The 22021-nt window shown below is 68.9% G+C and carries 18 protein-coding genes, 1 tRNA gene and 1 pseudogene; 7 read left to right on the forward strand and 13 right to left on the reverse strand.

From position 1 onward, the window contains the following. Positions 1-103 precede the first annotated feature (103 nt). From ACZ3HL_RS01295 to ACZ3HL_RS01310, 4 genes are read right to left on the reverse strand one after another with little or no spacing between them, the layout of a single operon-like run. Positions 104-2647, reverse strand: a complete 2544-nt coding sequence (locus tag ACZ3HL_RS01295) for a DUF8128 domain-containing protein (protein ID WP_465528041.1) — start codon at positions 2645-2647, stop codon at positions 104-106. A gap of 48 nt (positions 2648-2695) precedes the next feature. After that, positions 2696-3541, reverse strand: coding sequence for a GP88 family protein (locus ACZ3HL_RS01300; RefSeq protein WP_465528043.1), 846 nt, complete (start codon positions 3539-3541; stop codon positions 2696-2698). Between the two features lie 48 nt (positions 3542-3589). Continuing rightward, the gene (locus ACZ3HL_RS01305) at positions 3590-5500 is read right to left on the reverse strand and encodes a VirB4 family type IV secretion system protein (protein ID WP_465528045.1); all 1911 of its coding nucleotides are present in this window, start codon (positions 5498-5500) and stop codon (positions 3590-3592) included. After that, on the reverse strand, positions 5500-6723 hold the full coding sequence (locus ACZ3HL_RS01310) for a PrgI family protein (RefSeq protein WP_465529077.1): 1224 nt from the start codon (positions 6721-6723) through the stop codon (positions 5500-5502). The genes ACZ3HL_RS01305 and ACZ3HL_RS01310 overlap by 1 nt, the downstream gene beginning before the upstream one ends. 29 nt (positions 6724-6752) lie before the next feature. Here ACZ3HL_RS01310 and ACZ3HL_RS01315 point away from each other — a divergent pair, with 29 nt between their 5' ends. Both ACZ3HL_RS01315 and ACZ3HL_RS01320 read left to right on the forward strand, forming a co-directional pair. Continuing rightward, positions 6753-7004 (forward strand): DUF5372 family protein, encoded by a 252-nt coding sequence (locus ACZ3HL_RS01315; RefSeq protein WP_465528047.1) that lies wholly within the window; start codon positions 6753-6755, stop codon positions 7002-7004. A gap of 142 nt (positions 7005-7146) precedes the next feature. After that, a complete protein-coding gene (locus ACZ3HL_RS01320) occupies positions 7147-9204 on the forward strand; it encodes a recombinase family protein (RefSeq protein ID WP_465528049.1) in 2058 nt (685 codons plus the stop codon). 39 nt (positions 9205-9243) lie between these two features. On the opposite strand, the gene ACZ3HL_RS01325 is transcribed toward ACZ3HL_RS01320, so the two are convergent. From ACZ3HL_RS01325 to ACZ3HL_RS01335, 3 genes are read right to left on the reverse strand one after another with little or no spacing between them, the layout of a single operon-like run. Next, on the reverse strand, positions 9244-11223 hold the full coding sequence (locus ACZ3HL_RS01325) for a hypothetical protein (RefSeq protein WP_465528051.1): 1980 nt from the start codon (positions 11221-11223) through the stop codon (positions 9244-9246). Positions 11224-11226: 3 nt separating this feature from the next. After that, positions 11227-11568, reverse strand: a complete 342-nt coding sequence (locus ACZ3HL_RS01330) for a pilin (RefSeq protein WP_465528053.1) — start codon at positions 11566-11568, stop codon at positions 11227-11229. Then, positions 11559-12431: a hypothetical protein gene (locus tag ACZ3HL_RS01335; protein WP_465528055.1), complete on the reverse strand. Its 873-nt coding sequence runs from the start codon at positions 12429-12431 to the stop codon at positions 11559-11561. Before ACZ3HL_RS01335 ends, ACZ3HL_RS01330 begins: the two co-directional genes overlap by 10 nt. Before the next feature lie 637 nt (positions 12432-13068). On the opposite strand from ACZ3HL_RS01335, the gene ACZ3HL_RS01340 reads away from it, so the two are divergent. From ACZ3HL_RS01340 to ACZ3HL_RS01350, 3 genes are read left to right on the forward strand one after another with little or no spacing between them, the layout of a single operon-like run. Then, positions 13069-14049: a hypothetical protein gene (locus ACZ3HL_RS01340; RefSeq protein WP_465528057.1), complete on the forward strand. Its 981-nt coding sequence runs from the start codon at positions 13069-13071 to the stop codon at positions 14047-14049. Then, positions 14042-14980, forward strand: a complete 939-nt coding sequence (locus ACZ3HL_RS01345) for a DNA methyltransferase (protein ID WP_465528059.1) — start codon at positions 14042-14044, stop codon at positions 14978-14980. The genes ACZ3HL_RS01340 and ACZ3HL_RS01345 overlap by 8 nt, the downstream gene beginning before the upstream one ends. Next, positions 14977-15726: a recombinase family protein gene (locus tag ACZ3HL_RS01350; RefSeq protein ID WP_465528061.1), complete on the forward strand. Its 750-nt coding sequence runs from the start codon at positions 14977-14979 to the stop codon at positions 15724-15726. The genes ACZ3HL_RS01345 and ACZ3HL_RS01350 overlap by 4 nt, the downstream gene beginning before the upstream one ends. 286 nt (positions 15727-16012) lie before the next feature. On the opposite strand, the gene ACZ3HL_RS01355 is transcribed toward ACZ3HL_RS01350, so the two are convergent. Continuing rightward, positions 16013-16285: a helix-turn-helix domain-containing protein gene (locus tag ACZ3HL_RS01355; protein WP_465528063.1), complete on the reverse strand. Its 273-nt coding sequence runs from the start codon at positions 16283-16285 to the stop codon at positions 16013-16015. A 590-nt stretch (positions 16286-16875) separates the two neighbouring features. Continuing rightward, on the reverse strand, positions 16876-17157 hold the full coding sequence (locus ACZ3HL_RS01360) for a hypothetical protein (protein ID WP_465528065.1): 282 nt from the start codon (positions 17155-17157) through the stop codon (positions 16876-16878). Between ACZ3HL_RS01360 and ACZ3HL_RS01365 the strand changes: the two are divergent. Then, positions 17089-17829: pseudogene (locus tag ACZ3HL_RS01365) on the forward strand (recombinase family protein); the annotation flags it as partial. The gene ACZ3HL_RS01360 and the pseudogene ACZ3HL_RS01365 overlap by 69 nt on opposite strands. 12 nt (positions 17830-17841) lie before the next feature. Here ACZ3HL_RS01365 and ACZ3HL_RS01370 read toward each other — a convergent pair. From ACZ3HL_RS01370 to ACZ3HL_RS01385, 4 genes are all read right to left on the reverse strand, one after another. Next, a complete protein-coding gene (locus ACZ3HL_RS01370; RefSeq protein WP_465528067.1) occupies positions 17842-18486 on the reverse strand; it encodes a hypothetical protein in 645 nt (214 codons plus the stop codon). 171 nt (positions 18487-18657) lie between these two features. Then, positions 18658-18731, reverse strand: a tRNA-Arg gene (locus ACZ3HL_RS01375). Between the two features lie 242 nt (positions 18732-18973). Beyond that, positions 18974-19363 (reverse strand): peptidase inhibitor family I36 protein, encoded by a 390-nt coding sequence (locus tag ACZ3HL_RS01380; RefSeq protein WP_465416563.1) that lies wholly within the window; start codon positions 19361-19363, stop codon positions 18974-18976. 187 nt (positions 19364-19550) lie between these two features. Then, positions 19551-20600: a LacI family DNA-binding transcriptional regulator gene (locus ACZ3HL_RS01385; protein WP_465529079.1), complete on the reverse strand. Its 1050-nt coding sequence runs from the start codon at positions 20598-20600 to the stop codon at positions 19551-19553. A 121-nt stretch (positions 20601-20721) separates the two neighbouring features. Between ACZ3HL_RS01385 and ACZ3HL_RS01390 the strand changes: the two genes are divergently transcribed. Continuing rightward, entirely contained in the window at positions 20722-21900 is a 1179-nt protein-coding gene (locus ACZ3HL_RS01390) for an MFS transporter (RefSeq protein ID WP_465528069.1), read from the forward strand. Positions 21901-22021: the final 121 nt, after the last annotated feature.

Genomic DNA, 22021 nt, shown 5'->3' on the forward strand with positions numbered 1-22021 from the left:
CGGAATGGGGGAAGGCGATCCCGCAACACATGCGGGGACCGTCGGAGCGAAACGTGCGCGATAGGTGAGCCCGCATGCGTTGCGGGAGAACGAGTTCGACGGGTCATGCCGCACGGCGCGGGTCCACGGTGGGCTGTCCGGTTCCACCTGCGGCGGTGTCGGCGTCAGTGACGGGCGGGCGTGTGTTGACCCTGGCTGCTTTGCGGATTGCCTTGGCGCGTCCGGGAATCGCGGGCGGTAGCTTCTCGGTGACCGCGGTGAACGGTGGGGCTTCCTCCCCGCCCAGGACGAGCCGGGCGGCGACGTGGTACACGCCGAGATTGGACAGGTCGTGATCGCTCAGCCGCGGCATGGTGTGCCGGGCCAGCCGCTTGGCGTCCTCGGGCGAGGCGTTGAAGAAGATCTTGCTGCGGGCGTTGGTGCTGATGCCCTCTTCGAGTTCCTTCGGTAGCTGTCCGAGGTACTGGTGCGCCAACGCCATGGAGAGCCGGTAGCCACGTGCCTCGGCGAGCATGTCCTCCAACGGATAGGCCAAGTTCAAGAAGTTGTGACACTCGTCGACGTACAGCCCACAGTCGCGACGTTGGCGCTGCGGGACGCGGGCCCGGCGGGTGGCGGCCTGCCAGGTACGGGCCACGACGATCGAGCCGACCAGCCGCGCGGTTTCCATGCCGAGCGCGTCGCGGGCGATGCGCACCAGGCAGATCCCGCCGGTGTTGAGCACCTCGTCCATGTCCACGGTGGACGTGCCGCCTGCGATGGCGGCACGGACGAACGGGCGCAGCAGGAAGCCGCGGATTTTGTTCATCAGCGGCGCGATCACTTGTGCGCGGCTGGCTTCGGACAGGTCGTCGTACCAGGACCAGAAGCCCTTGAGGACCTCGTCGTCGATCTGGTCGCAGGCGCGTTGCCGGAACGCCGGCACGGTCAACAGCTTGGGCAGGTCGACCAGCGTCGGGGTGCCGGGCATCGCGGTCAGGGTGAGCAGCCCGGCACGCAGGATGTCGTCGGTGCGTGGCCCCCACGACGAGGCGTAAATCCGGGAGAAGATCGACACCAGGTTGTCGACGGCGCGGGCTTTGTCTGCACCCTCGAGCGGGTTGAGTATCGGCGGACGGGCGCGGGAGTCGGCGTCGAACAGCACGACCTTCTCGCCGAGCTCCTCGGGCAGGCGCATCAGGATGTCCGACACGAGGTCGCCCTTGGGATCGACCACGACTACGCCGCGGCCGACCTCGGCGTCGGCCAGGATCATCCGGGCCATCAGCTCCGACTTGCCGCTACCGGTGGCGCCGAGGATGTGCAGGTGGTGGCGGGCGTCGGCGACGTGCAGGCCGACCGGGCGGGAGTGCCCGGAGTCCGACAGTCCGAGCGGCTTGATCTGCTCGCCGACCGTGGCGATACCTGGCGGGGGCGGCACGGCCTTCGCGCCAGCCCGCTGCAGGCCGGGTACGGCTTCGTCGATCGGCAGGTGCGCGATCGCGGCCAGCTCCGGGATTGAAAGCAGGTCGCCCTTGCCGAGCCGGCGTTCGGCCAACACGGCGACCGGGTCGCGGCGGATCCGAACTCGGCGGTAGTAGTTGTGCTCGGAGAAGGCGGCTAACGCCGAGGCGATCGCGTGCCCGCGGCCCCGCAGCACCTCCCGCACCGCCTGGACCGTCCCCGAGGTGGCGTCCTCGGGGACGGTGCTGGCGATGGCGTAGCGGATGCGGGTCTCGAACTGGTTCGCCCGCAGCTTCTCCACGACCGCGCGGTCCTGGGCGGCGTACTCGAGGCTGGTCTGACGATCCAGTCCCGGCGTCCGTGTGCTGGTCGACGGCTTCGGGGTCTTGCCCGGTGTGATGGCGTCGAGCAGCCGGCCGAATAGGTGGACCGACCCGCCCGCGTGCACCCGCCGCGCGGCGCGGCGGGCTTTGGTCACTCGGTGACCGGCGACCGGGCGGACAAGGATCTGCACGCAGGCCCGTTCGTGCGGGCCGAGCCCGACCGGTGCGCCGAGCATCGCGCGGATCGGGTCGGCCGGGTGCTCGGTGCGGATCGGCAGCGCCTCCGAGCGCGCCAACCGCATCTCACCACCAACAGCCTCGACCCGCCGACCCGCCGCTGCGGTGGTCGGGATCGGGGGCTTGGCGGGGGTGGTGCGAGTGTGCGCACCGGGCCAGGCGGCCTCGATCGCGCGTTCGACCATGCCCGGCGGCACCAGGCCAGGCACCCACAGGCGGATCTGCACACCGTCGTCGGTGAAGGTCAGCTCGAAGGCCAGGTGCGGCTGCCCGCCGAAGCGGCGCAGCCACCCCGGCCGCAGCAAGCCGACCAGGTTGGACCACACGGTGATCGCCCCGGACGGGTCGACCGTCGGTGGCGCGAGCACGGTGACCATTCGGGCATCGGTGGCCAGGCGCTGGTGGTAGCGGCGGCGCCACCGGCGGCGCGCGATGACCGCGGCGGTGACGGCGACCGCGAGCACCGGCCCGACGATCGGGCCCCACATGAGGGCGAGGGCGCGCAGGTGCGCCAGCACGTTCTGGAACGCGCCGAGCGGGTCACGCAGGTAGTCGCCGACCGGTGAGGCAAGCACGGCCGCGGTCTGCTCGACCCGCAGAGGAACGAGGGCGGATAGGGGTGTGGCAGTGATTGGCCAGGACATCGGGAATCTCCCCACGGAAGCGGTCGGCGAGACGGGCGCGAGTTGCGGTCACGCGGCGCGTGGCTGGTCGGCCTGCGCCGGGCTGGCCTCGGCCGTGGGCTGCCGGCTGTGGTCGAGGCGGGTGTTGTCGACGACGAGCCGCAGGTGCCGCCGGCCTCGGCGGGCGGCGCGTTCGGCGTCGACCTCGGCTTGCCACTCGGAGAACCGGCGCCCGGCCAGCCGCTTGAGGTAGGCGGGAATGCGGTTGGCCGGCACACCGACCAGCCGCGGGCCCAGGACCGCGAGCAGGTCGCTGGCTTCCTGCGAGGCCCAGCCCGCCTCGGCGATCGCGGACTCGTCGGGAAACACATCCGCGATCCGATCGATGGCGGGATTCAGCGCGGCATCCTGCGTCCCGCCATACGAGTAGGCCCACAGGAAATTCGGCGGCGGATCAGGTTCGACAAGCGTCCGGAATCGCGATACCTCTTTGGTGTAGGCGTAGAAATTCGTGTCGGGTCGAGCCCGGCAAATATCCAGCCATGCCTGAAGGTAGGCGTCGGAAAAGAAGTCGCCGCTGTCGTGAATTCTGATCCAGGCGCCGCGGAACTTCGCCGCGCCGAGTTCGGCGAACATCGCGGCCTGCCAGCCGGCCAGGTCGTCGAGGACGTACATGAGGTTCGCCTGGTGCTTGGCGCGCACGACCGGCCAGGTGTAGGTGCCGTGCCGGGCATAGCACGCTCGCGCGCAGATTCCAGCGCTGGGACAGGTGTTGTAGGTACGGCCGTCGGCCAAGCGGCCGGCCCAAGCCGGCAGCGACCAGTTCCACACGCCGATCTGGCGCATCTCGCTGTTTTGCGTCAGCAGTCGAGCGGGTCGGCGGAGGGTGACGGAAATAGGCAATGACGTAGACATGGGTATCCCCTGGGGTGCGATTCGGTATCAACGGAGTGATTCCGGCGATTAGGCAGCGTCGAGCTCGATCTGCGACGCGTCGCCGTCGTCGAACGAGTCCGCGATTCCTGCGGTGTCGTCTGCGCCGAGTTCGACGAAGGAGTTCTCGATTCCCGACGAGGCGTCGGAATATCCGGCGATTTCGGCGGGGTTGGACGTGACCAACTCGTGCTCGACCGGGGAGGCAATGGACTGGAACGCCACCCGCTGCGTCCCGGTCGACAAGAGCCCCTGGCCGCGGTCCGCGGAGAGCAGGAACTGGCGCTCACCCATGGACAGGTCGAAGGTGCGGGTGATCTCGTCGATCGCCTGGGAGGCTTGCCGCAACAGGATCTGCGTCGCTGCGTTGGCTACGACGGCCTTGCCGAGGTCCGAACCCAGCACGTCCGCGGTGTCCTGGGTGGCGACCGTGAGGCCCGCCCACTGCTTGCGGCTCGCCTTGGCCATCCGGAACAAGAACTCCGCGCCCGCGGGCTCCTTCATCAACAGCCACGCCTCGTCGACCACGACCAGCCGGGGCTTGCGGATGGCCGGGTTGGAGACCTGTCGCCAGACCGCGTCGAGCGTGAGCAGCGTGCCGATCGGCTTGAGCTCGTCGGCGAGATCCCGCAGCGAGAACACCACCAGGTGCCCCTCCGGGCGGGTCGAGGTCGGGCCAGAGAACAGCCCCGAGAACGCGCCGGTGACGTACGGGTGCAGCCGGGCCGCGAGCTCGACGCCGGCGGGGTCACCGGTCTCGGCGAGGACCTCGGCGAGGTCGGCCAGCAGCGGCGCCGGACGCGTCCAGGTCCGCGGATCCGAGGTGATCCCCACGCGCTGGTAAGTCGCCGTGATCGCCCGGTCCAGTGCGGCCCGTTCGGTCGCTTCGAGCTCACTGCCCAGCAGCACCGAGATCACGGTGTGCAGGAACAGCGACCGCCGGATCAGCGCGTCGCGCGGTGCGGTGCGGCGCCCGTCCGGGCGGGTGTGGATCGGCAGGTCCATCGGGTTCAACCGGACCTGCTCGGCGCCCAGGTGCACATACGTCCCGCCGACCGCGGCGGCCAGCCGGGCGTACTCGTCCTCGGGGTCGATGACGTGGATCTCGATCCCGCGGTACAGCGACCGCAACAACTCCAGCTTCACCAAGTACGACTTGCCCGCGCCGGACCGGCCGAGGATCACGCTGTTGTGGTTGTCCAGCGAGAACCGGTCGTGGTGGACCAACCCCTGGCTTCCGACGTTGAAGCCGTAAAGCACGCCGCTCGGTGCACCGACCGAGGTCGGGTCCGGTGGCGGCAGGTCGGGCGAGGTGAACGGGAACGCCGCGGACAGCGCGCTGGTGTCGAACGTGCGGCGCATACCGACGAGGTCCAAGCCCATCGGCAGACTGGTGATCCAGCCCTGCAGGCTGCGGTACGTGGTCGGTTTGCAGTCCAGCAGCAGCGACGCCGCCAGCGACCGGATCGCTGCTACTTCGTCGCTGAGGGCTTCCTCGGTGGGGGCGTGCACGGTCAGGTAGAGGCCGAGCCGGTAGAGCTTGCCTTCGCCGCGGGCGACCCGTGCGGACAGGTCGTAGGCGTCCTCGGTGGCGGCTTCGACGTGCGGGTCGATCAACCGTCCTTTCTCGCTCGTGTGCCGCCGGCCGGACTCCAGTTTCGACAGCTGCTTCTTAAGCCTGTTCGCGGCGGTGACCGGGTCGATCGGCTCGATGTGCAGCGAGACGTCGACCCTGCCGGGGTAGGTCAGCAGCGGTTGCAGCCAACCGGGATGGACCTCGCGGGGGTAGCCGACGACGGCGAAGGACGCGACCCATTCGCCGCCGACTTCCAGCGCGCGGGGGCGCACGGAGATGGCGTCCGGGGTGAACGCGCTGGACCGCCCGAGCGGCGGCTGCACGGCCTGGGCCTTCCGGCCGCGGCGCTTGGCTGTGGTCCTCATCAGCGGTTCCTCCTCGCGGAGTTGGCGTAGTCGTCGGGGTCCTCGGCGGTGTCGTCGAAGCCGTCGTCCCAGTCGTCCTCGGCCTCGCCGAACGCGTTGTCGGCGGGGAACGCGGCACGGCCGAACGCGCCTGCGTCCCAGCCCTCGTCCGGAGCGGTGGTGATGACGTCGTCCGAGCCGGCGAGACCGGAGTTCGGCGGGATCACGCTGTCGGGATTGCAGGCCGCGGCGAGCACCGCGGTGGCCTGTCCGGTGTCCAGCGGGATGACCACGATCCCCGACGGGGACAGCAGCTCGACCGCCTCGCCGAGCCGGCGCACCAACCGGGCCTCGGCGGCCCGCCGGGTGACGTCGTCGACCAAGGCGGCCTGCTTGACGGCCCGGCGTTTCGCCGTCAACGCCGCCAGCGGCGAGGCACCGCCGAGCCCGTCGGTCGGTCCTGTCGTGAGCAACGGCTCGCGCAAGATCAGCAGCACCTGGCGGCGCAGCAGGTCAGTGGCGCGGCCGAGCTGGTCGAGGTACTCGGCGTGCTCGCGCGCCGCCCGTTCCAGCGCCGGGTGCGGCAGACCGCCGGCCTGGTCACGGAGCTCGGCAATCTGCCCAGACAGGTCCAGTCGCTCCGCACGCACGAGCACCTGGACCGGCGCGGTCAACGAGTGCAGATACCGCCCGAAGGAGGCGACGAGGGACTCCTGCTCGGCCGGAGTACGCAGCCCAAAGTTGATCGTGGAGCACACCGCGACGACGGCGACGCCGTCCTTGCCGAGGTCGATGACACCGGTGTCAGTGACCGCCTCGGCGGGCAGCCGCAGCGCGGCCGGCGAGACCGCCGACGCCGCGGCGTCCCCGCCGTCCTTCCCCTTGGCGCGGCCCTTGCTGCTGGAGTCCGCGACCTGGCTGCCCAGCCACTCGGGGACGGGCCGGATGCCTTCCGGCGCGGCCACTCGGTGCTGCGGGCTCATCCGCTGCCGCAGCGCCGCCAGCACCAACCGGTCGAGGGGTATGCCGTCGCGCTGGCCGAGCGCGAGGAACGCGGCGGTCACCCCGATCGGGATGGCGACGATGAGGAACGCCACCAGCGGCACGAACTCGCGGGTGAGCGTGTACACGCCGTATAGCACGATCCCGGTGATGGCGAGGATGAGCAGCTGCCGCGCGGTCAGCGGGCCGATCACCCGGTCCTCGCGATCGACGTCGGCGGGGATACGAACCGCATACGACACGTTCGTTCGGGAATCGTGGTAGCTCATTGGTGGTCACCCATCCCTTTCATCCGTTGTGCGCCCGGGAGTTGCCGGTCTTGTTCGAGCGGCGCACGCGGCGCGGGCTGTGGTTCGTGTGCGAGGTCGACGGCCGGTCGCGGGCGACGCTGCGGCAGGAGTGGACCGATCGCGGCGCGCCGGCCGGTGATCAGCGGCTCTCGGCCGACGGGCTGACGGCGTTGCGCGAGGTAGTCGACGCGGTGACGGGTCGCCGTTCAGGCACCACCCAGGTGGGTGAATGATGATCTTGATGGTGCTTGCACTCGACAGCGACGGCTCGGCCGAGCCAGGGATGAGGCGTGGTGGCCGCAGCCTGGTGTGGCGAAGCGGTGATGGCCGTGGCGAACATGGTCGAATCGTTGCTGCGCAAGGACAGTCGCGGCGGTGGTGGCGGTGAACGGCTCGTCGAAGATCACCACGGAACACCGGTCGCGCAGCGCGGTGGTGTATGTGCGGCAGTCGACGCTGATTCAGGTTCGCGAGCACGGCGAGTCGACCGCCCGCCAGTACGGTCTGTCGGGCGTCGCGGTCGAACTCGGCTGGACCGCCGAGCAGGTCCTCGTGGTCGACGCCGACCTCGGCGTGTCCGGCCGCTTCGGGTCGGAACGCGATGGCTTCCGCGAGCTGATCTCGCGGGTCTGTCTGGGCGAGGTCGGTGCGATCTTCGGGCTGGAAGTGTCGCGGCTGGCGCGATCGTCGGCCGAGTTCGCGCGGCTGCTGGAACTCGCGCGGTTGACCGACACGCTGCTCATCGACGGCGACGGTGTCTACGACCTGGGCGACGTCAACGACCGTTTGTTGTTGGGGCTCAAGGGAAGTATGTCGGAGGCCGAGCTCCATCTGCTTGCCGGCCGGTTGCACGGCGCGAAGCTGGCCGCCGCGCATCGCGGCGAGTTGCGGGCCAAGCTGGCCGTCGGGTTCGTCTACGACCTCGACGGCCAGGTCGTGATCGACCCGGATGAGCAGGTCCGCACCGCGGTGGAGGACCTGTTCGCCGAGTTCGCGCGCACCGGGTCGGCGTTCGGGGTGGTCAAGGCGTTCGCCGAGACCGGCAGGCTGTTCCCGCAACGCGCCTACGGCGGCGTCTGGGCGGGGCGGTTGAAGTGGGGCGCGCTCGGCCACTACAGGGTGCTGCAGGCGCTGAAGAACCCCGCTTACGCCGGGGCCTACAGCTACGGCCGCAGCTACGACAAACGCCGTGTTCAGCCGGATGGCACGGTGCGCTCGGCTCGCCGCACACGCGCTCGCGACGAGTGGACGGTGCTGATCCAGGACCACCACGAGGGCTACATCAGCTGGCAGCAGTACCTGGACAACGAGGCGAAGCTCGCCGCGAACCAGACCAACGCCGGTGCCCGTCCGCCGCGGGAGGGCATCGCGTTGTGTCAGGGCATCGTCTACTGCGGCGGCTGCGGTTCGCGGATGGGCACCCGCTACGGGGCCCGGCACTACGTGCACTACGAGTGCGTCAGCTCCCGCGACCAGGCCAAGACCGTGCGCTGTCGCTCGGTGACCGCTTCGACGATGGACGCGGTCGTCTCTGAGTTGCTGCTCAAGGCGGTGACCCCAGAACAGATCACCGCCGCGCTGGCGGTGGCCGATGAGGTCACCGAGCGGCACGTCCGCTCGCATCGGGCCGCCGAACTCGCGGTCGAACGCGCCCGCTACGAGGCCGACCGTGCCGAACGCGCGTTCAGTCAGGTGGAGCCGGAAAATCGTTTGGTGGCAAGGAGCCTGGAGTCCCGCTGGGAGACCAAGCTCGCTACGGTGGCCGAGGCGGAGGCGGCGCTGGAGACCGCGCGGGCAGCCAAACCGCCCCTTCCCGAGCGTTCGACGCTGGAGGCGTTGGCGGCGGATCTGCCTCGGTTGTGGGACGACCCGGACACCAGCCCACGTGACCGCAAACGCCTGCTGCGCACCCTCGTTGCCGACGTCACCCTGCTGCCCACCGCCGATCCCCGCGAGGCGCGGATCGGGGTGCGCTGGCACACCGGCGCCACCGACGAGGTCACCGTCCACCGCAAGGGGCCCGGCCGCACACCGGCCACCGCGCTGGAGATCATCCGCCGGCACGGCGCTACCCGGACCAGCGAGCAACTCGCCGCCCAGCTCAACGCCGCTGGCCTGGCCACCGGCAAGGGACGTCCCTGGGACACCGCCGCCGTTGCCCGGGTCCGCGACACCTACGGCATCCCCGCGCCCCGCACCGCTGCCGTTCGCGAGGGCGAGGTCAGCATCGCCCAGGCCGCCGCGCAGCTGGGCGTCGCCTCCAAAGCGGTTGGCAACTGGATCCGGAAGGGACAGTTGCCCGCCCGCCGCGGTGCTGCCGGACGCTGGTGCATCCCCTGGGACGAGGCCACCCAAGAGCTCTACCGGCAGCAGGTCGCGAACTCGTTCCGCGTCACACGAACCGCCCCAACCATCGAAGGAGAGGCAGTATGAAACGACCGTCGGAATTCTTACCGGCTGACTCATTTCCCTTCACCTCCTGGGGCGGGTTTCGGCGCGCGGAACACCGGCGGCGGAACGGACTGGGTGCGCCGGTAGGCGTCGCCGATGCGCGGCTCGGGGTGCGCCTGCCGGAACACCGGCGCGGCAGGCGCGGACGTCGGCCTGGGTGACGCCGGCAGCTGCAGTGCTGGCGGCGTGGCGGGCCGGCAGCTGCAGTGCTGGCGGCGTGGCGGGCCGGAACTGCAACTGCGGGGGCACCGACGCCGTGCGGATCGGACGAGCCTGTAGCGGGGTGGTGCCGCGTCGGCGCGGCCCTCCAGCGGCTTGGAACGGAGGTGCCGATCCCGGACGCGGCCCCCGCCGCGGCGGTGAGACCGGAGAGGCGGGCGTCGGTGCGGAACTGAACTCGGGCGGCACGGCTGGTCCCTGGTTTGCCGGAGTGACGGCGGGGTCGTGGGTGGTGTCTTGCGGTGAGGGCTGCAAGAACCGCGGTGCCTGCGAGGGCAGCCGCGACCGACGGGCCGCGCGGGCACGCTCGGCGTCATGGGCAGCCTTGAGCCGCTTGTTGACCAATTCCGGGCTCGGCGCGAGGCGCGGCTGAGCGGGCCATGGCGGATTCGCCGACCTGCCCTCGCCGCCACGACCGCCCCCGCGGCCTCCACGGCTCTTGGCTGCACCTGCGGCACCGACCTTGCCGAGCCCGCCGGCCTTTCCGGCGACCATGCCGAAGGTCTTCGCCGCGACGTAGGCACGAATGAGGCCGCCGAGGAACGAGCGACCGGAGCCGACCTTGACCGCCTTCAACAACCAGAACGGGATCTTGAACAGGATGAAGAACAACGCGATCGCGGCCACGAGCGTGCCGAGCGCGGACAGCGTCGAGCCGAACAGATGCACGCCGCCCGACAGGACCGTGCGCACAGCGGTGATCAGCACTAGAGCCTGAGCGACCTGGATCCCTAACGTCGCGGTGATCGCCTTCCACCACCAGCGCGCCAACGGATCGGTATGCGGCAGGGCGTGGAACATCAGGAACAGGGGGCCCGAGATGATCAGGACCAGGGTGACGACGATCCGCACCACGTAGACGACCAGCAGGGCCAAGCTCACCACGACGAGGACCAGACCGACCAGGATGAGGAACAGCCCGCCGGTCTGGACGCCGGCGACGGCGTCCTTGAGGGTGTTGCCCAGCGTGGGTGCGTTGACCCCGTCTCCGAGGATGCCCAGGGTCAGGCCGTTGGCCAGCCGGATGAGCTTGTCGGCGAAGAACAAGCTCAATGCCGAGGCCAGGAACGCGATCGGAATCCGGGGCCCGATCTCCCTGATCGAATAGCGTGCCTGGACGCTCTCGTGACCCAACACCACGATGCCGCCGAGGAGAATGAGCAGCCCGTAGGCGGCGACCACGATCTCCCACGAGTTGTTCCAGAGTTCGCCGATTCCGGGCAGGTCGCTGATCGTCGGAGTGGACAGCGCGGTGTGGCCGATCAGATTCAGGATCGGCGAGAGCGCGGCATCGACGACGCTGCGGAACGCCGAGTTGATGGCCTCGGTGATGCACGCCTCGATGTCGGTGATCCCGCAGTCCGAGTCGCTGTCACCAGTGCCCGTGCCGGGCTGCTGCGGACCGGTGCTCGGCGGCGCTGTGGTCGGCTGCGGAATGCAGTCTTCACCGGTACACGGTTGGCTCGGAGTCGCCGTCGGCTGGCCCGAAGGGGCCGGCGGGAATGTCGGATGCGTCGGTGTGGGAGCCGGTGCGCAGGGGATCGGCCGCGGCCCGGGCCCCGCGCAAGGGTCGGGGCTCGGTTGCGCCGAGGCGACCGTAAGGACACCGATCAGGAGCGCGGCGATGCTCAGCGCCAGCAGCCAGCCCGCGCGCCAGAGCCGCGGCCGACAGGTCGGCGGCCGGTCGGTGCAGACGTCGGAGATTCGGTCCGCGCCAGCATTGGTTGCGACCGGGCCGCCGGACCGGCGGTGCGGGCGAACCGTGGGCAAGGTGCTGGCCATCGGTCAGGCCCCCACGATCCCTTTGAGAATCTCCACGACCAGGGGCGCCAACGCTGCCAAACCATAGCCCCACCCCGCCGATTTGAAGGCCGTCTTGGCCTTCTCGACCTCACCGGGGTCGCCGCCGCCCATCACGTACCGGACGCCGCCGATGGACAGGAACACCGTGGCCAAGCCGGCCAGAATTCCCATGATCCAATTCCTGATGTTGTTCAGGACGTCGGTGACCGAGCCGGCGAGGGCAACGACCATCGTGTCGGCGTAGGCAGTGGAGGCTGACGCCAGCAGCGCGAGGACCGCCAGTTCAACGATCGCGGCGATGAAGAATCGATCGATCAGGCGCATGGGGACACCTCCGGAAGTCGGGCTGAGGGCGAGTGTGTCCCGCAGCCCTGAACTCCGGATTTCGCATCCGTTTTGGACACGCATCCCTGAACTTTCTTCGCTGACTCGACCTCGGAAGCCGACACGGACAGTGACGGCCGCGGATGGTCGTGGTGCGGCGCGACCGGGCGCGTAAGTGCCACCGCTGTGGCCACCTGGTCGGTCAATGGGTCCGTCGGATCGGACTCTGTGGCGCCGTCTCGCAGGTACGCGGCGAGCCGGAGCTCGGCGCGTTTGCGCGCTTTGTAGACCGCCCACTCGCCGATCTGGTGGTGCGCGGCCCAGTCCGCGACCGGTACCTCTTCCAACCGGGTCGCACCGATCAGCGCGGCCTCGGTCTGGGTCAGGACTCCGTCCGCGACCGCGCGAGCGAGGACCAGATCCGGGTGCCCCCACGGAGCATGCGGGGGAGTGGATCGAAAGCCCGGCCCGACCGGAGTCGGACCCGCCAGAGCTTCCGCGAGCGCCTGATAGCCGGACCGGTAGGCATCCCATCGCAGCCGGAGCATGATCCGCGGCGGACGCAGGTCGATGGTCGACAGTGCGGTCAGAAAGCCACGCAGAACCTCGGCGTGAACGTCGGCCGGATCGCCGGCGAACCGGTTCGTCAAGGTGGCCGCGACGGACGTCAGCGCGGGTAGCGCAACCCCGACCGCCGCGACCGTCCAGGTCGCTCCTTCTGTACGGGAGCGCAGCACCAGATGCGCCCACACCGCGTCTCGTGTCGCCTGTGGGCACCGGCGCGCCAGCAGCCGGTCACGGACCTCATCCAGCGGGATGCGCCGATCAGGCAGGCCCGGAAAGAGCCGACCGTTCAGCGACACCGGATGCGGCCCGGTTACCAGCCAGGTAAAGGCGTCCCGCGCGATATCCAACGAGTTCGGAACAGCATTGTCGTGACCGCGACGGAAAACAGTTTGTGCTGCCATGTCGTGTCTCCCACGGCGTCGATGTGAACAACAACGACGTCATGAAGCCATGATCGATACCAGCGAAATACCATGCCATTACTAGCTGTCGACTAGTGAAGCGCTCCAGGGTGTACTAGCCGGCTACTATTTCCGTCGTGCATGCCGTGCCGCAAGATCGACACTGTCGCGCGTCGGACGCCAGGCGCTGATCAACACTGGTAGCTGCTGAGCTGCGCTTATAGTCGCGCACTAGCACGGCACTGGTATGTGCTGACTCCCCGGTGGCCTGAGGGCTCGGGTGTGCACCAAGATCAACAAGGATGTCATGAAAAGATCTTGAGACCTGCTCGAGGTTCGTTCAGAAGGCGGGCTGCGAACGGTGGCACTTTCTGGCCTTTATGGGCAGCTGGGTGGACAGGTTTCTATCGAATTCTGGGCGGGGCCTCGATAGGTCCAAGAAAGTCTATTCGGCGTGTCCAAGACGGGGTCTAAAAGCGGAGTTAAGGGGCGTCAGAAACACGCGGCACCCATCCGTCTGAGGAGACCAGCGATGACCCCGGCACATGGCAACAGCTCCTCGGGAGGCGACTCCCAGGAGCACGGCCACCCCGACCCCCCGACCATTCCGATTCCGTTGCCGTCCGTGCGGCGAACGCCACGACCGCGCGCTCCGCGCATCAAGGTGCGCCACCGTCGCCCGGTCCGGACGAGCACCGTCTGGCCGTGCGCTCAAGGCGACCTGCGCGAGGGCACGGGCCTACTCGCTAATTGGCTGCTGACCGCAGTCATCAAGATCGTGACTACCTACACCTTGCCCGGCCAGCGGGTGCTGTTGCTCGACCCCGCGCCGCCCGCGTCATGGCCGATGGCGTCGATCCGCAACTGGCCCCGGCCAGGCCCGTACGCGGGGTTGCACGAAGCTGGCTGGACCGTGGTCCGACTCGGCCGCGGCATCCAGACTCGGACCGCCGTCACCCACCCCGACCCGATCGGTGAACACGCCGTGCACACGTCGACCGAGTCGGCGTCCGGACCCGGGCCGACCATGGAAGGTCTGACCGTCAACCGCCCGGTCGGACCATCTGCGGATCGCCGTCCCGGGCCGGACTCGGCCGAGACCGGCCACTGTCCGGATCGCTACGACCTGATCATCACCGCGGTCGAACCACACTCGCTCGACTGGTTTCGCCCGACCGACTGGCCTGGTCTTCTCGCTCCGACCGGCACTCTCGCCGTCGTCACTCGTGGTGACCGGAGCAGCGGTTGGCTCGCCGACCCTGCTGGCGCGCTTGTGCGCGCCGCGTACCACGCCGGACTGCGCTACCTCGATCGTATTGCGCTGCTTCGTGTACCCGTCCGCGACGGCGCGCTCGCCGCTGCGATCCCGTCCGCGACTGACCGTTCGCAGGGCCCGTCGGGACGGTCGACGACCGCCATCCGGCAGACCCAGGTGCACGACGACCTCTTGGTGTTCACAGTCCAGCGTGCACCGAGCGGCATGGCCAACGGCGAGGAAGCCTCCAATGACTGACCTTCCCACCTCGCCCCTGCGGTCGGGGGAGGAACCACCCGTTCCACCGCTCTCGGTCTGGCCGACCGGGCAGCGCGACGCAGTTGCGCAGCTGCGCGACAGCGGCTGCGTGCCCGGCACCGACGGCGACACCGACCGGATCCCACCCGCCGTCGCCGCTTACGCGATCGAGACCTACACCCGCCCCGGCGACCTCGTCCTGGACCCTGACTGCGGGGCCGGCACCGTGCTTACCGAGGCGCTACGCTCCGGCCGCCACGCGCTCGGTCTGACCACCTGCCGTCGCTGGTGGGCGTTGGCTCGCGCCAACATCACCGCCGCGAAGGCCGCGGGCGCCTGGCGCGACGGATCAGTCCTCGACGCACGTCCGAAGACGCTCGCTACGGTCCGCGCCGCAGGCTTGGTTGGCCGGGTCGGACTCGTCCTGACCGCCCTGCGCACCGCACTCGACGACCCCAAGGACCGTGCACCGAGTCCGGACCGCGACCCGGACTTCGCCATCACCGAACTCGCCGCAACGCTCACCTACTGCGAGCCTCTGCTGCGCTCCGGTGGGCACCTCGTCATCGTCACGCGACCTCGCCGCCATCCGGACGGTTCGCTGATCGACCTGACCACCCCGCTGCTCTCCGCGGCGACCAACGCCGGCCTGGCACCCGTCGACCGGTGCATCGCGCTGACCGCCGGACTGCGCGGCAACCGACTGGTCACTCGCGCCTCGCTTGCCGAACGCCGCGCCGCTTCCCGAGCGCGTGCCGCCGGTGCGCCGACCGCTCTTACCGCGCACCACGAGGTTCTCGTCTTCCAACTTGTCCACGACGTCGAACTCGCCGCCTCCGCTGCAGCCTGCATCCCGTGGTCGCTCGAGGACGACGTCATCCGGCCCGCCGCAGACAGCGTCGAGTACCCCGGTTGGAGGCGAGCGGCATGAGCGCCCGCCTTTACTGCCGCCAGTGCGGATGGCGCCCCAGGTTCCGTCACAAGCGCGCGGCATTTCGCGCTGCCAGTCGTCACCGCTGCGCTGGCACACCGGTTGCCGAAACCTCTCCATCGTTGTGGTCCCGGCTGTGGTCAAGCCTGTGGACAGGTTGGTCGGATATCGCTAACGCCAGCACCGAGGTCGGGGCTGGTGACGGCGAATCGGTCAATGCCCGGGCCAACCGCATCCAGTCGGCCGCGCTCTCCGCGCACCACGCCGAAACCACCCGCCGCGCCCGCCAGGCGATGGTCGAACTCGTCCGCGCGGGCTACCAGATCGGGCCGCCACCCTACGGCTACCGCGCCCTGCGCATCAGGGTCACCGACCCGAGCGGGCACAGCAAACTCCGCGCCGTTCTCGTCCCGGACTGGCAGACCGCCGCGGTGGTCAAGCAGATCTTCGTCTGGCGTGCTGACCACGGCGTGAAGTTCGCCGTCATCGCCGCACGACTCAACCGAGACCCGCGCCAGTACCCCGCTCCGACGCCTAACGGTCGGTGGACCGCTAAAGCCGTCCGACGGATCGTGACCAACTCCAAGTACACCGGGCGACAGGTCTGGGCCCGCACCGCCTCGGGGCGCCCGGCGCCGATGGAGCAATGGGTCACCTCGGCGCCCAATGCGCACGAGCGGCTGGTCGACGACCGCATGTTCCACCGTGCCCAGCCAAGCCCTACCTCCCCTCCGCGCGCGGCATGAATACCCGCCAGTGGACTCTCGCCGTCGTGGCCATGTTCTCCGGGGACGCGGCGACAATCGCCGGGGCGAGTTGTGCCTCCGCCCTCTGGCCGGCGATTGTGCTCGCGGGCCTGGAGATTCCGGCGGGCGCTCTCGCTGTCTCCGAACACGTCGACCTCGCCGTCTCCCCCTCGCTCCGCCGCCGGAGTCGCATTTCCGCGGTGGGCAGGTCGAACTCGGTCGGGCTGCTCGTCGACAGCCTGCTGTTCCTACCGCTGCGGAGGTGGCTGCCTTATGTGGTGAGCGGTCAGCCGTTCGGTTTCGCTTCGTCGGCGAGCGAGATCTCATGCGGAGGCGCGACTCCGTACAGCTCGTTCGGTGTGCACTTGAGTGCCGTGCAAAGCGCCTGCAGCGTCTTCGTCTTCATCTGGACCGGCTCGTTGTTCATCAAGGCGGAGATCGACGGCGCGGACAAACTGAAGTTTGCCTGCCGGGCAAGTAGCTCGCCCAGCTGCTTACCTGTCCAGATATCGCGAGCGGCCATCACCTGCCTTAGGCGCCACCGAAGCTCCACCGCCACGCCTTCCTGCGGTCATCCGTGTTCGGTGCCCAGGCTGGACACCGGTGGGTGCTCAGTCTGGCTGATCAATGCGGCGAACTTGGTGGACCTAGCGGCGTGTTCGGACATCTCCGACTCGCCCGGGGCGGTAGCGCCTAACTCATCTAGGTTGCGGCTACCTAGATTAGGCACTACCTTAAGTCGATGTCTGGCGTCTCCTTGCTGTTCGCGGCAAGCGGGGTCGAGGCTGCGCACGGCGAGGTCCGCGATCACCGGCTGCGCTTGGCTGGCCTACTGATGAGTGGCGGCCACGATGGTTTTCCCGAACCTGCCGCTGAGCCTGAGATGCGGCTGGAGATCCGTAGAGCAGAGGGAGCTGAAGCTGAAATGCTTCGGCTCGAGCAAGCGCAAGTGCTCATGGAGGTGCTGCAGTGGTTGGCCCAGAGGCGATCCAGGAGTGGCTCAACCAAGAAGGCGGCCTAATCGCAGCCTCGGGTCCATATCGTCCTGGCTGGGACGACTTCGACACCGCCGCGGCCAAGCAGGCCCTGGTTCCAGTTGCGTTCCTGGGACGGACCTCCACCGATGACCAGCAGGATCCTGTCGGGTCCCTACTTCGACAGCTGCGCATTTCGCAGCAGGCATTGCCCGAAGGCTGTGTCATCGTCGCGTACTTCTACGACGTCGAGTCCGGACGTAAGGACCTTGAGGCGCGCGGTCAGGACATCCGTCACGAGCGGCTCGCCATCCCCATCCCGCGCGACGGTGGCATCCAGGATCTTCTCGCCGAAGCCGCCGACTCCAACCGGCGCTTCCAAGCGGTCATCTGCGAGCAGATCGACCGGATCGCGCGCCGGACGTACTACGGCACGCTCGTCGAACACCGGCTCCAATCAGCCAACGTGGCGTTGTGGGCAGCCGATGAGCCCATCCGCCTGGACACTGACATGCTCGTTGACCCGACGACTGTGCTCACTCGGCGGGTTAAGCAGGGTATCGCCGAGTGGTACGCGTTGGACATGATCAAGCGGGCTCGGGACGGCTTCGAGACCCACACTGAGCAGGGCTACAACGTGGGTAAGGCGTGCTACGGCTACCGAACGGTTCAGATCCGGCTCGATGCTCCGGAGCCGGACGGCGATGGCGAGCTCAACGGAGTGGCCGAACCGACGCGGGCACGTGCAAGAAATCGTGGGAAGGGGCGCAGCGGTCCTCGGGTCAAGAACAAGCTCGTCAAAGAGCCGACCGAGGCTGCCGTCGTTCAGCAGATCTTCAACTGGCGCGTCAGCGAACGGCTCAGCTACCAAGCGATCGCGGACAGGTTGAATCTCGACCATGCGACCAACCCGCTGCCGATCCCACCGGATCCAGAGCGGGCGGCTGGCCGCTGGACCAGCAGCACCGTCGGAGAGATGCTGAATCAACCCAAATACACCGGCTACATGGTGTGGAATCGAAAGGCGCGCAAGACTCGCAACGGCAGTCCGAATCCGATCGAGAAGTGGGTGTGGTCGAGTGCGCCCACCCACGAGAAGATCGTCGAGCTGGAGACGTTCATCGCGGCACAGCAAGTCGTGCTACGACGCGAACGTTCCCGGACGAAGCCGGGCGCCAACACGCACCCGCAGACCAAGCGCACCTACAGGTTGCGTTCGTACCTGTTCTGTGAGCTCTGCGGCCGCCGCATGTTCGGCAAGACTCGCCGGGCGTTCTCTTACTACGCATGCGCTCCAAAGAAGGGATATGCCCCAGACGGGCACCCGAGCAGCCTGTGGGTGCGAGAACGTGTGCTCGTGGACGGTCTGAACGAATTTCTCAGTAGCCACGTGTTCGGCCAGTACCGGCGAGAACTCCTTGCCTCGACGCTCAGCGACTTGGACACGCAGGCCCGGGAGCAGCGGCGTCAGCGCTCGACGGCGATCAAGAAGACCATCAGCGACCTTGACGCTCGCAAGAAGCGCTTGATCCGCAGTCTCGAAGTAGCGAGCGGTGACGATGACGAGCCGGACGAGGAGCTCATCCAAGACATCAAGAACCGCCGGGCAGAGATCAAGGTGGAGCGTGCGGAGTTGGTGTCGGAACTTGAGCGGCTTGAGGTTGAGGTGAACGAGCAACCCAACCTGGCCTTGCTTGAGGAGTTGCCCGCCGGGGTCAGTGATCTCGACGCGATGCCGGATGGGCTCGCTCGCAGGCTCTTTGAGGCCCTCCGCCTCGAGATCCACTTCAACAAGGTGAACAACACGGCTGTATGCAGGATCACACTGACCGGGGAGACGCTCCCCGCGCTTCAGCGAACGATCGAGGAAGGTGGCGTGGTGGCAAGGTTTGAGAGAAACGACGTCGCGGGTGGAGGGGCCTGTGTGGCCCCTCCCGTCCCGTTCCCATCTGCGACGTGCCCCCGGCAGGACTTGAACCTGCGACCTAGAGATTAGAAGGCTCTTGCTCTATCCAGCTGAGCTACGAGGGCCGACGTCGGCGACGTTGGGTGTCGCCCAGCATCGGCAGCTTAGCCGTCGCCAACCTGTCGATCGTTCGACACCGCCAGATCGTTTCAGGTCGAGCCCACCCATTTTTGGAACGCCCGTGAGCGCGTCACGACGCGGGGTGACGCGCTCACGGGCCGGGGCCGCTTCGGGGGAGCGGCCCCTGGGTTCGCGCAGGTCGCGAGTCGACTCGTCCGCGAGCGACCGGCACGAACCGCCGGGGTGGTCAGTCCCAGATCTTGAGGGCGCGGATCACGAACGGGCCCTGGGGTACGTAGGTGCCGCCACCCGGATAGGTGATGAAATCTCCTTCGGTCGTGCACTCCTCGCTCTGGTAAATCGTCACGTCACGGCTCAGCCGGTTGACGAACGAATGCCCGTCGAAGCCTTCGGGTAAGGGAATGCATTCGTCGGGATTGGAGGTGCGCAGGTCGAATTTGTGCACCGCGCCGCCGTACGATTCTCCGCCCCATACGCAGAACTCGCCCTTCTGACAGGCGGTTTCCGGCGGCGCGGTGGTGGCGCTCGCGACTCCGGCGCTGGTCAGCAGGCCGACCATGGCCAGCAGGAGGACGTGCGGGAGGCGGGCGCGCAGGTTCGTCAGACGTCGTTGCATGGCTGGGTTCTCCCCCGTGAATCGGCGGCTCGATCGCCGTCGGTGAATGTGTGATTCCACGATGGCGCGCGGAGAAGGGTTTGTCTGCCCGCATTTCTACTTCTGTGGATAAGTAGTTGTGCGCCGCTCGATCGGGGCGAGTTGTCCACATATCGCCGGGGCGCCTTGCGCGTGCCGGAATCGGCTGCTACGCGGGCGCGGTGGAGTCCCGGACGACCAGTTCCGCGGGTACCTCGGCGGGCGCGGGGACCTTCTCCCCGCGCAGCAGGCCCAGCACCAGTTCGCCGGCCGCCCGCCCCTTGGCGGCGAGGTCCTGCCGGACCGTCGTCAGCGGTGGTTCGGACCATCGGGCGGGCGGGACGTCGTCGTAGCCCACGACCGAAAGGTCGTCCGGGACCGACAGGCCGAGCTGTCTGGCTGCCGAAATCGCCGCGAGGGCGAGGAGATCCGACATGCACAGCAGCGCCGTCGGCCGTGGCCGCCGGTCCAGCAGGCCGAAAGCGCTCGGGAGGGCTCCTTCGACCGACAGCCCGGACGCCTCCCAGATCGGCACGTCCGCCGCCGGGATCCCCGCTTCGGCCAGGGTCTCCAGGTAGCCGGCCATCCGTTCCCGGTTGTCGTGGAACCGGCTGTTTCCGGCCTCGGCCACGCTCAGCTCGCCGCCGCGCGGCGCCGAGAGGCACTGGGCCGAGAAGATCCCGATCCGCCGGTGCCCGAGTTCCACCAGGTGCCGGGCCGCGGCGGCCGCCCCCGCCCGGTCCGCGACGCCGATCCTCGCCGAACCGCGGATATGCGGCTGGTCGATCACCACCAACGGCAGGCCCCGGTCCCGGACCGCGGTCAGCGCCGGTGCGCCGTCGGCCAGCGAATACGCCACCGCGATGTCGGCCTGCGCGGTCAGGATCCGCTCCGCGCGCGGGCCACCGCTCTCGCCGTCGCCGGGCAGCAGCAGAAGGGCATGCCCCTCGGGATCGACGACGGTCGAGAGCGCGTCGAGGGTGACCGACAACGCGGGATCCGAGAACGCCGTCGAAAGATTCGTGTCGAGCAGGACGGCGATCGCGCCGGTGCGGCTGGTGGCGAGGCTGCGGGCGGTCGGATTCGGCCCCGCGTACCCGATCCTCTTGGCCGCGCGAAGGACCTCTTCCCGCAGCTGGGCGGACAGCTGATCGGGCCGGTTGTAGGCGTTGGAGACGGTCGCGCGCGACACCCCGACGGCGTCGGCGACATCGTCCAACGTCGGCCTTCGCCGTCGCGTGCTGGTCACCGCCGCAGTCTAGTCCCGGCCGGGGCCGGTGGACTTTCTGAAGCGCTTAAGTCATTCTGGGTGAAGAGGAATCGAAAGGAGACTGGGGTCTATGCGTGACCGTACGGCCGTTTTCGTCGTGTTCGCGCTCAACGGGGCCGCGCTCGGCTCCTGGGCGCCGAGGACTCCGGCGTTGTCGGAAAGGGTGGGCGCCTCTCCGGGTGTCTTCGGGCTCGCCCTGCTGGGCGCCAGCGTCGGCATGCTGATCGCGGCGTCGGTTTCGGGGCGGCTGATCGAGCGCTACGGCGCCCGCGCGGTGGTCGCGGGCAGCACGATCGTCGCCGGTGCGGCGTTGCCGATGATCGGCTTCTCGACGTCGGTCGCCCTGCTCGCCGGGGCGTTGTTCGTCCTCGGGGCGAGCGTCGGCGCGCTCGACGTGGCGATGAACGTCGCCGGAGTCGAGGTGGAGCGCCGGTCCGGGCGCGCGATCATGCCGATACTGCACGCCGGGTTCAGCTTCGGCGCGTTGGCGGGCTCCGTGGCCGCGGGGTTCGCCGCGTCGCACCAGTGGTCGCCGGGGAGGCACCTCACGGTCGCCGCGCTGGCCGCTCTGGTGGTGCTCGCCTTCGTCATCGCCGCCGTGCCCGGCGCGCGGCCCGAACACACCGAACCCGTCGAGAAGCCGCGAGTGGCGCCGATCAAACGTCCCGTCCTCTGGCTGCTCGCCGCCATCGCGCTGTTCTCGGCGATCGCGGAGGGAGCGAGTTCGGACTGGTCCGCGCTGCTGATGACGTCCGTGCACGGGGTCGGCGAGGGTGCCGCCGCCTTCGCGTACTCGGGGTTCGCCCTGGCCATGGCGCTCGCCAGGCTCGCGGGTGCCTGGCTTCAGAACCGTTTCGGTGCGACGCGTGCGCTGGCGGTGGGCGCCGGGATAGCCGCGGCGGGCCTCGTGCTCGCCGCGCTGGCCCACGTTCCGGTGTTCGGGTTCGTCGGCTTCGCGCTGGCGGGTGCCGGGCTCGCCGCGGCCTTCCCGATCGCGTTGAGCCTCGCGGGCGCGTCGGGCAAACGTGCCGACGGGACGGGAGGCGAGCGCGAACTGGCCTTCGTCACGGCGATCGCCTACACCGGTTTCCTCGCCGGGCCGCCGCTGATCGGCGGGATCGCGCAGGTGACGTCGCTTTCGGTGTCGTTCCTGTTCGTCGGGCTGACCGCCGCGCTGATCGTGCCGTCCGCGGTGGCCGCGGCGCGGGCGCGGAAACGGGAGGAGGCGGTCGAACCCGTCGCCCGTTGACATCTCCGCCGGAGCACGGGCAAGCTGACTCCTCGGTAAACTGAAATGAATGCGCTTCGGTCGCTGTTTCAGTACGGCTGATCCGGGGAGGGGTCCTGATGCTCGGGGGTGGCGGAGGTAT

This window comes from Amycolatopsis sp. NPDC000009 (assembly GCF_055563465.1).

Bases quoted from the DNA above. Each gene is read 5' to 3' on its own strand.
- ACZ3HL_RS01295 (WP_465528041.1), bottom strand. From the start codon at position 2,647: ATGTCCTGGCCAATCACTGCCACACCCCTATCCGCCCTCGTTCCTCTG.
- ACZ3HL_RS01300 (WP_465528043.1), bottom strand. From the start codon at position 3,541: ATGTCTACGTCATTGCCTATTTCCGTCACCCTCCGCCGACCCGCTCGA.
- ACZ3HL_RS01305 (WP_465528045.1), bottom strand. From the start codon at position 5,500: ATGAGGACCACAGCCAAGCGCCGCGGCCGGAAGGCCCAGGCCGTGCAG.
- ACZ3HL_RS01325 (WP_465528051.1), bottom strand. From the start codon at position 11,223: ATGGCCAGCACCTTGCCCACGGTTCGCCCGCACCGCCGGTCCGGCGGC.
- ACZ3HL_RS01330 (WP_465528053.1), bottom strand. From the start codon at position 11,568: ATGCGCCTGATCGATCGATTCTTCATCGCCGCGATCGTTGAACTGGCG.
- ACZ3HL_RS01340 (WP_465528057.1), top strand. From the start codon at position 13,069: ATGACCCCGGCACATGGCAACAGCTCCTCGGGAGGCGACTCCCAGGAG.
- ACZ3HL_RS01345 (WP_465528059.1), top strand. From the start codon at position 14,042: ATGACTGACCTTCCCACCTCGCCCCTGCGGTCGGGGGAGGAACCACCC.
- ACZ3HL_RS01350 (WP_465528061.1), top strand. From the start codon at position 14,977: ATGAGCGCCCGCCTTTACTGCCGCCAGTGCGGATGGCGCCCCAGGTTC.
- ACZ3HL_RS01380 (WP_465416563.1), bottom strand. From the start codon at position 19,363: ATGCAACGACGTCTGACGAACCTGCGCGCCCGCCTCCCGCACGTCCTC.
- ACZ3HL_RS01390 (WP_465528069.1), top strand. From the start codon at position 20,722: ATGCGTGACCGTACGGCCGTTTTCGTCGTGTTCGCGCTCAACGGGGCC.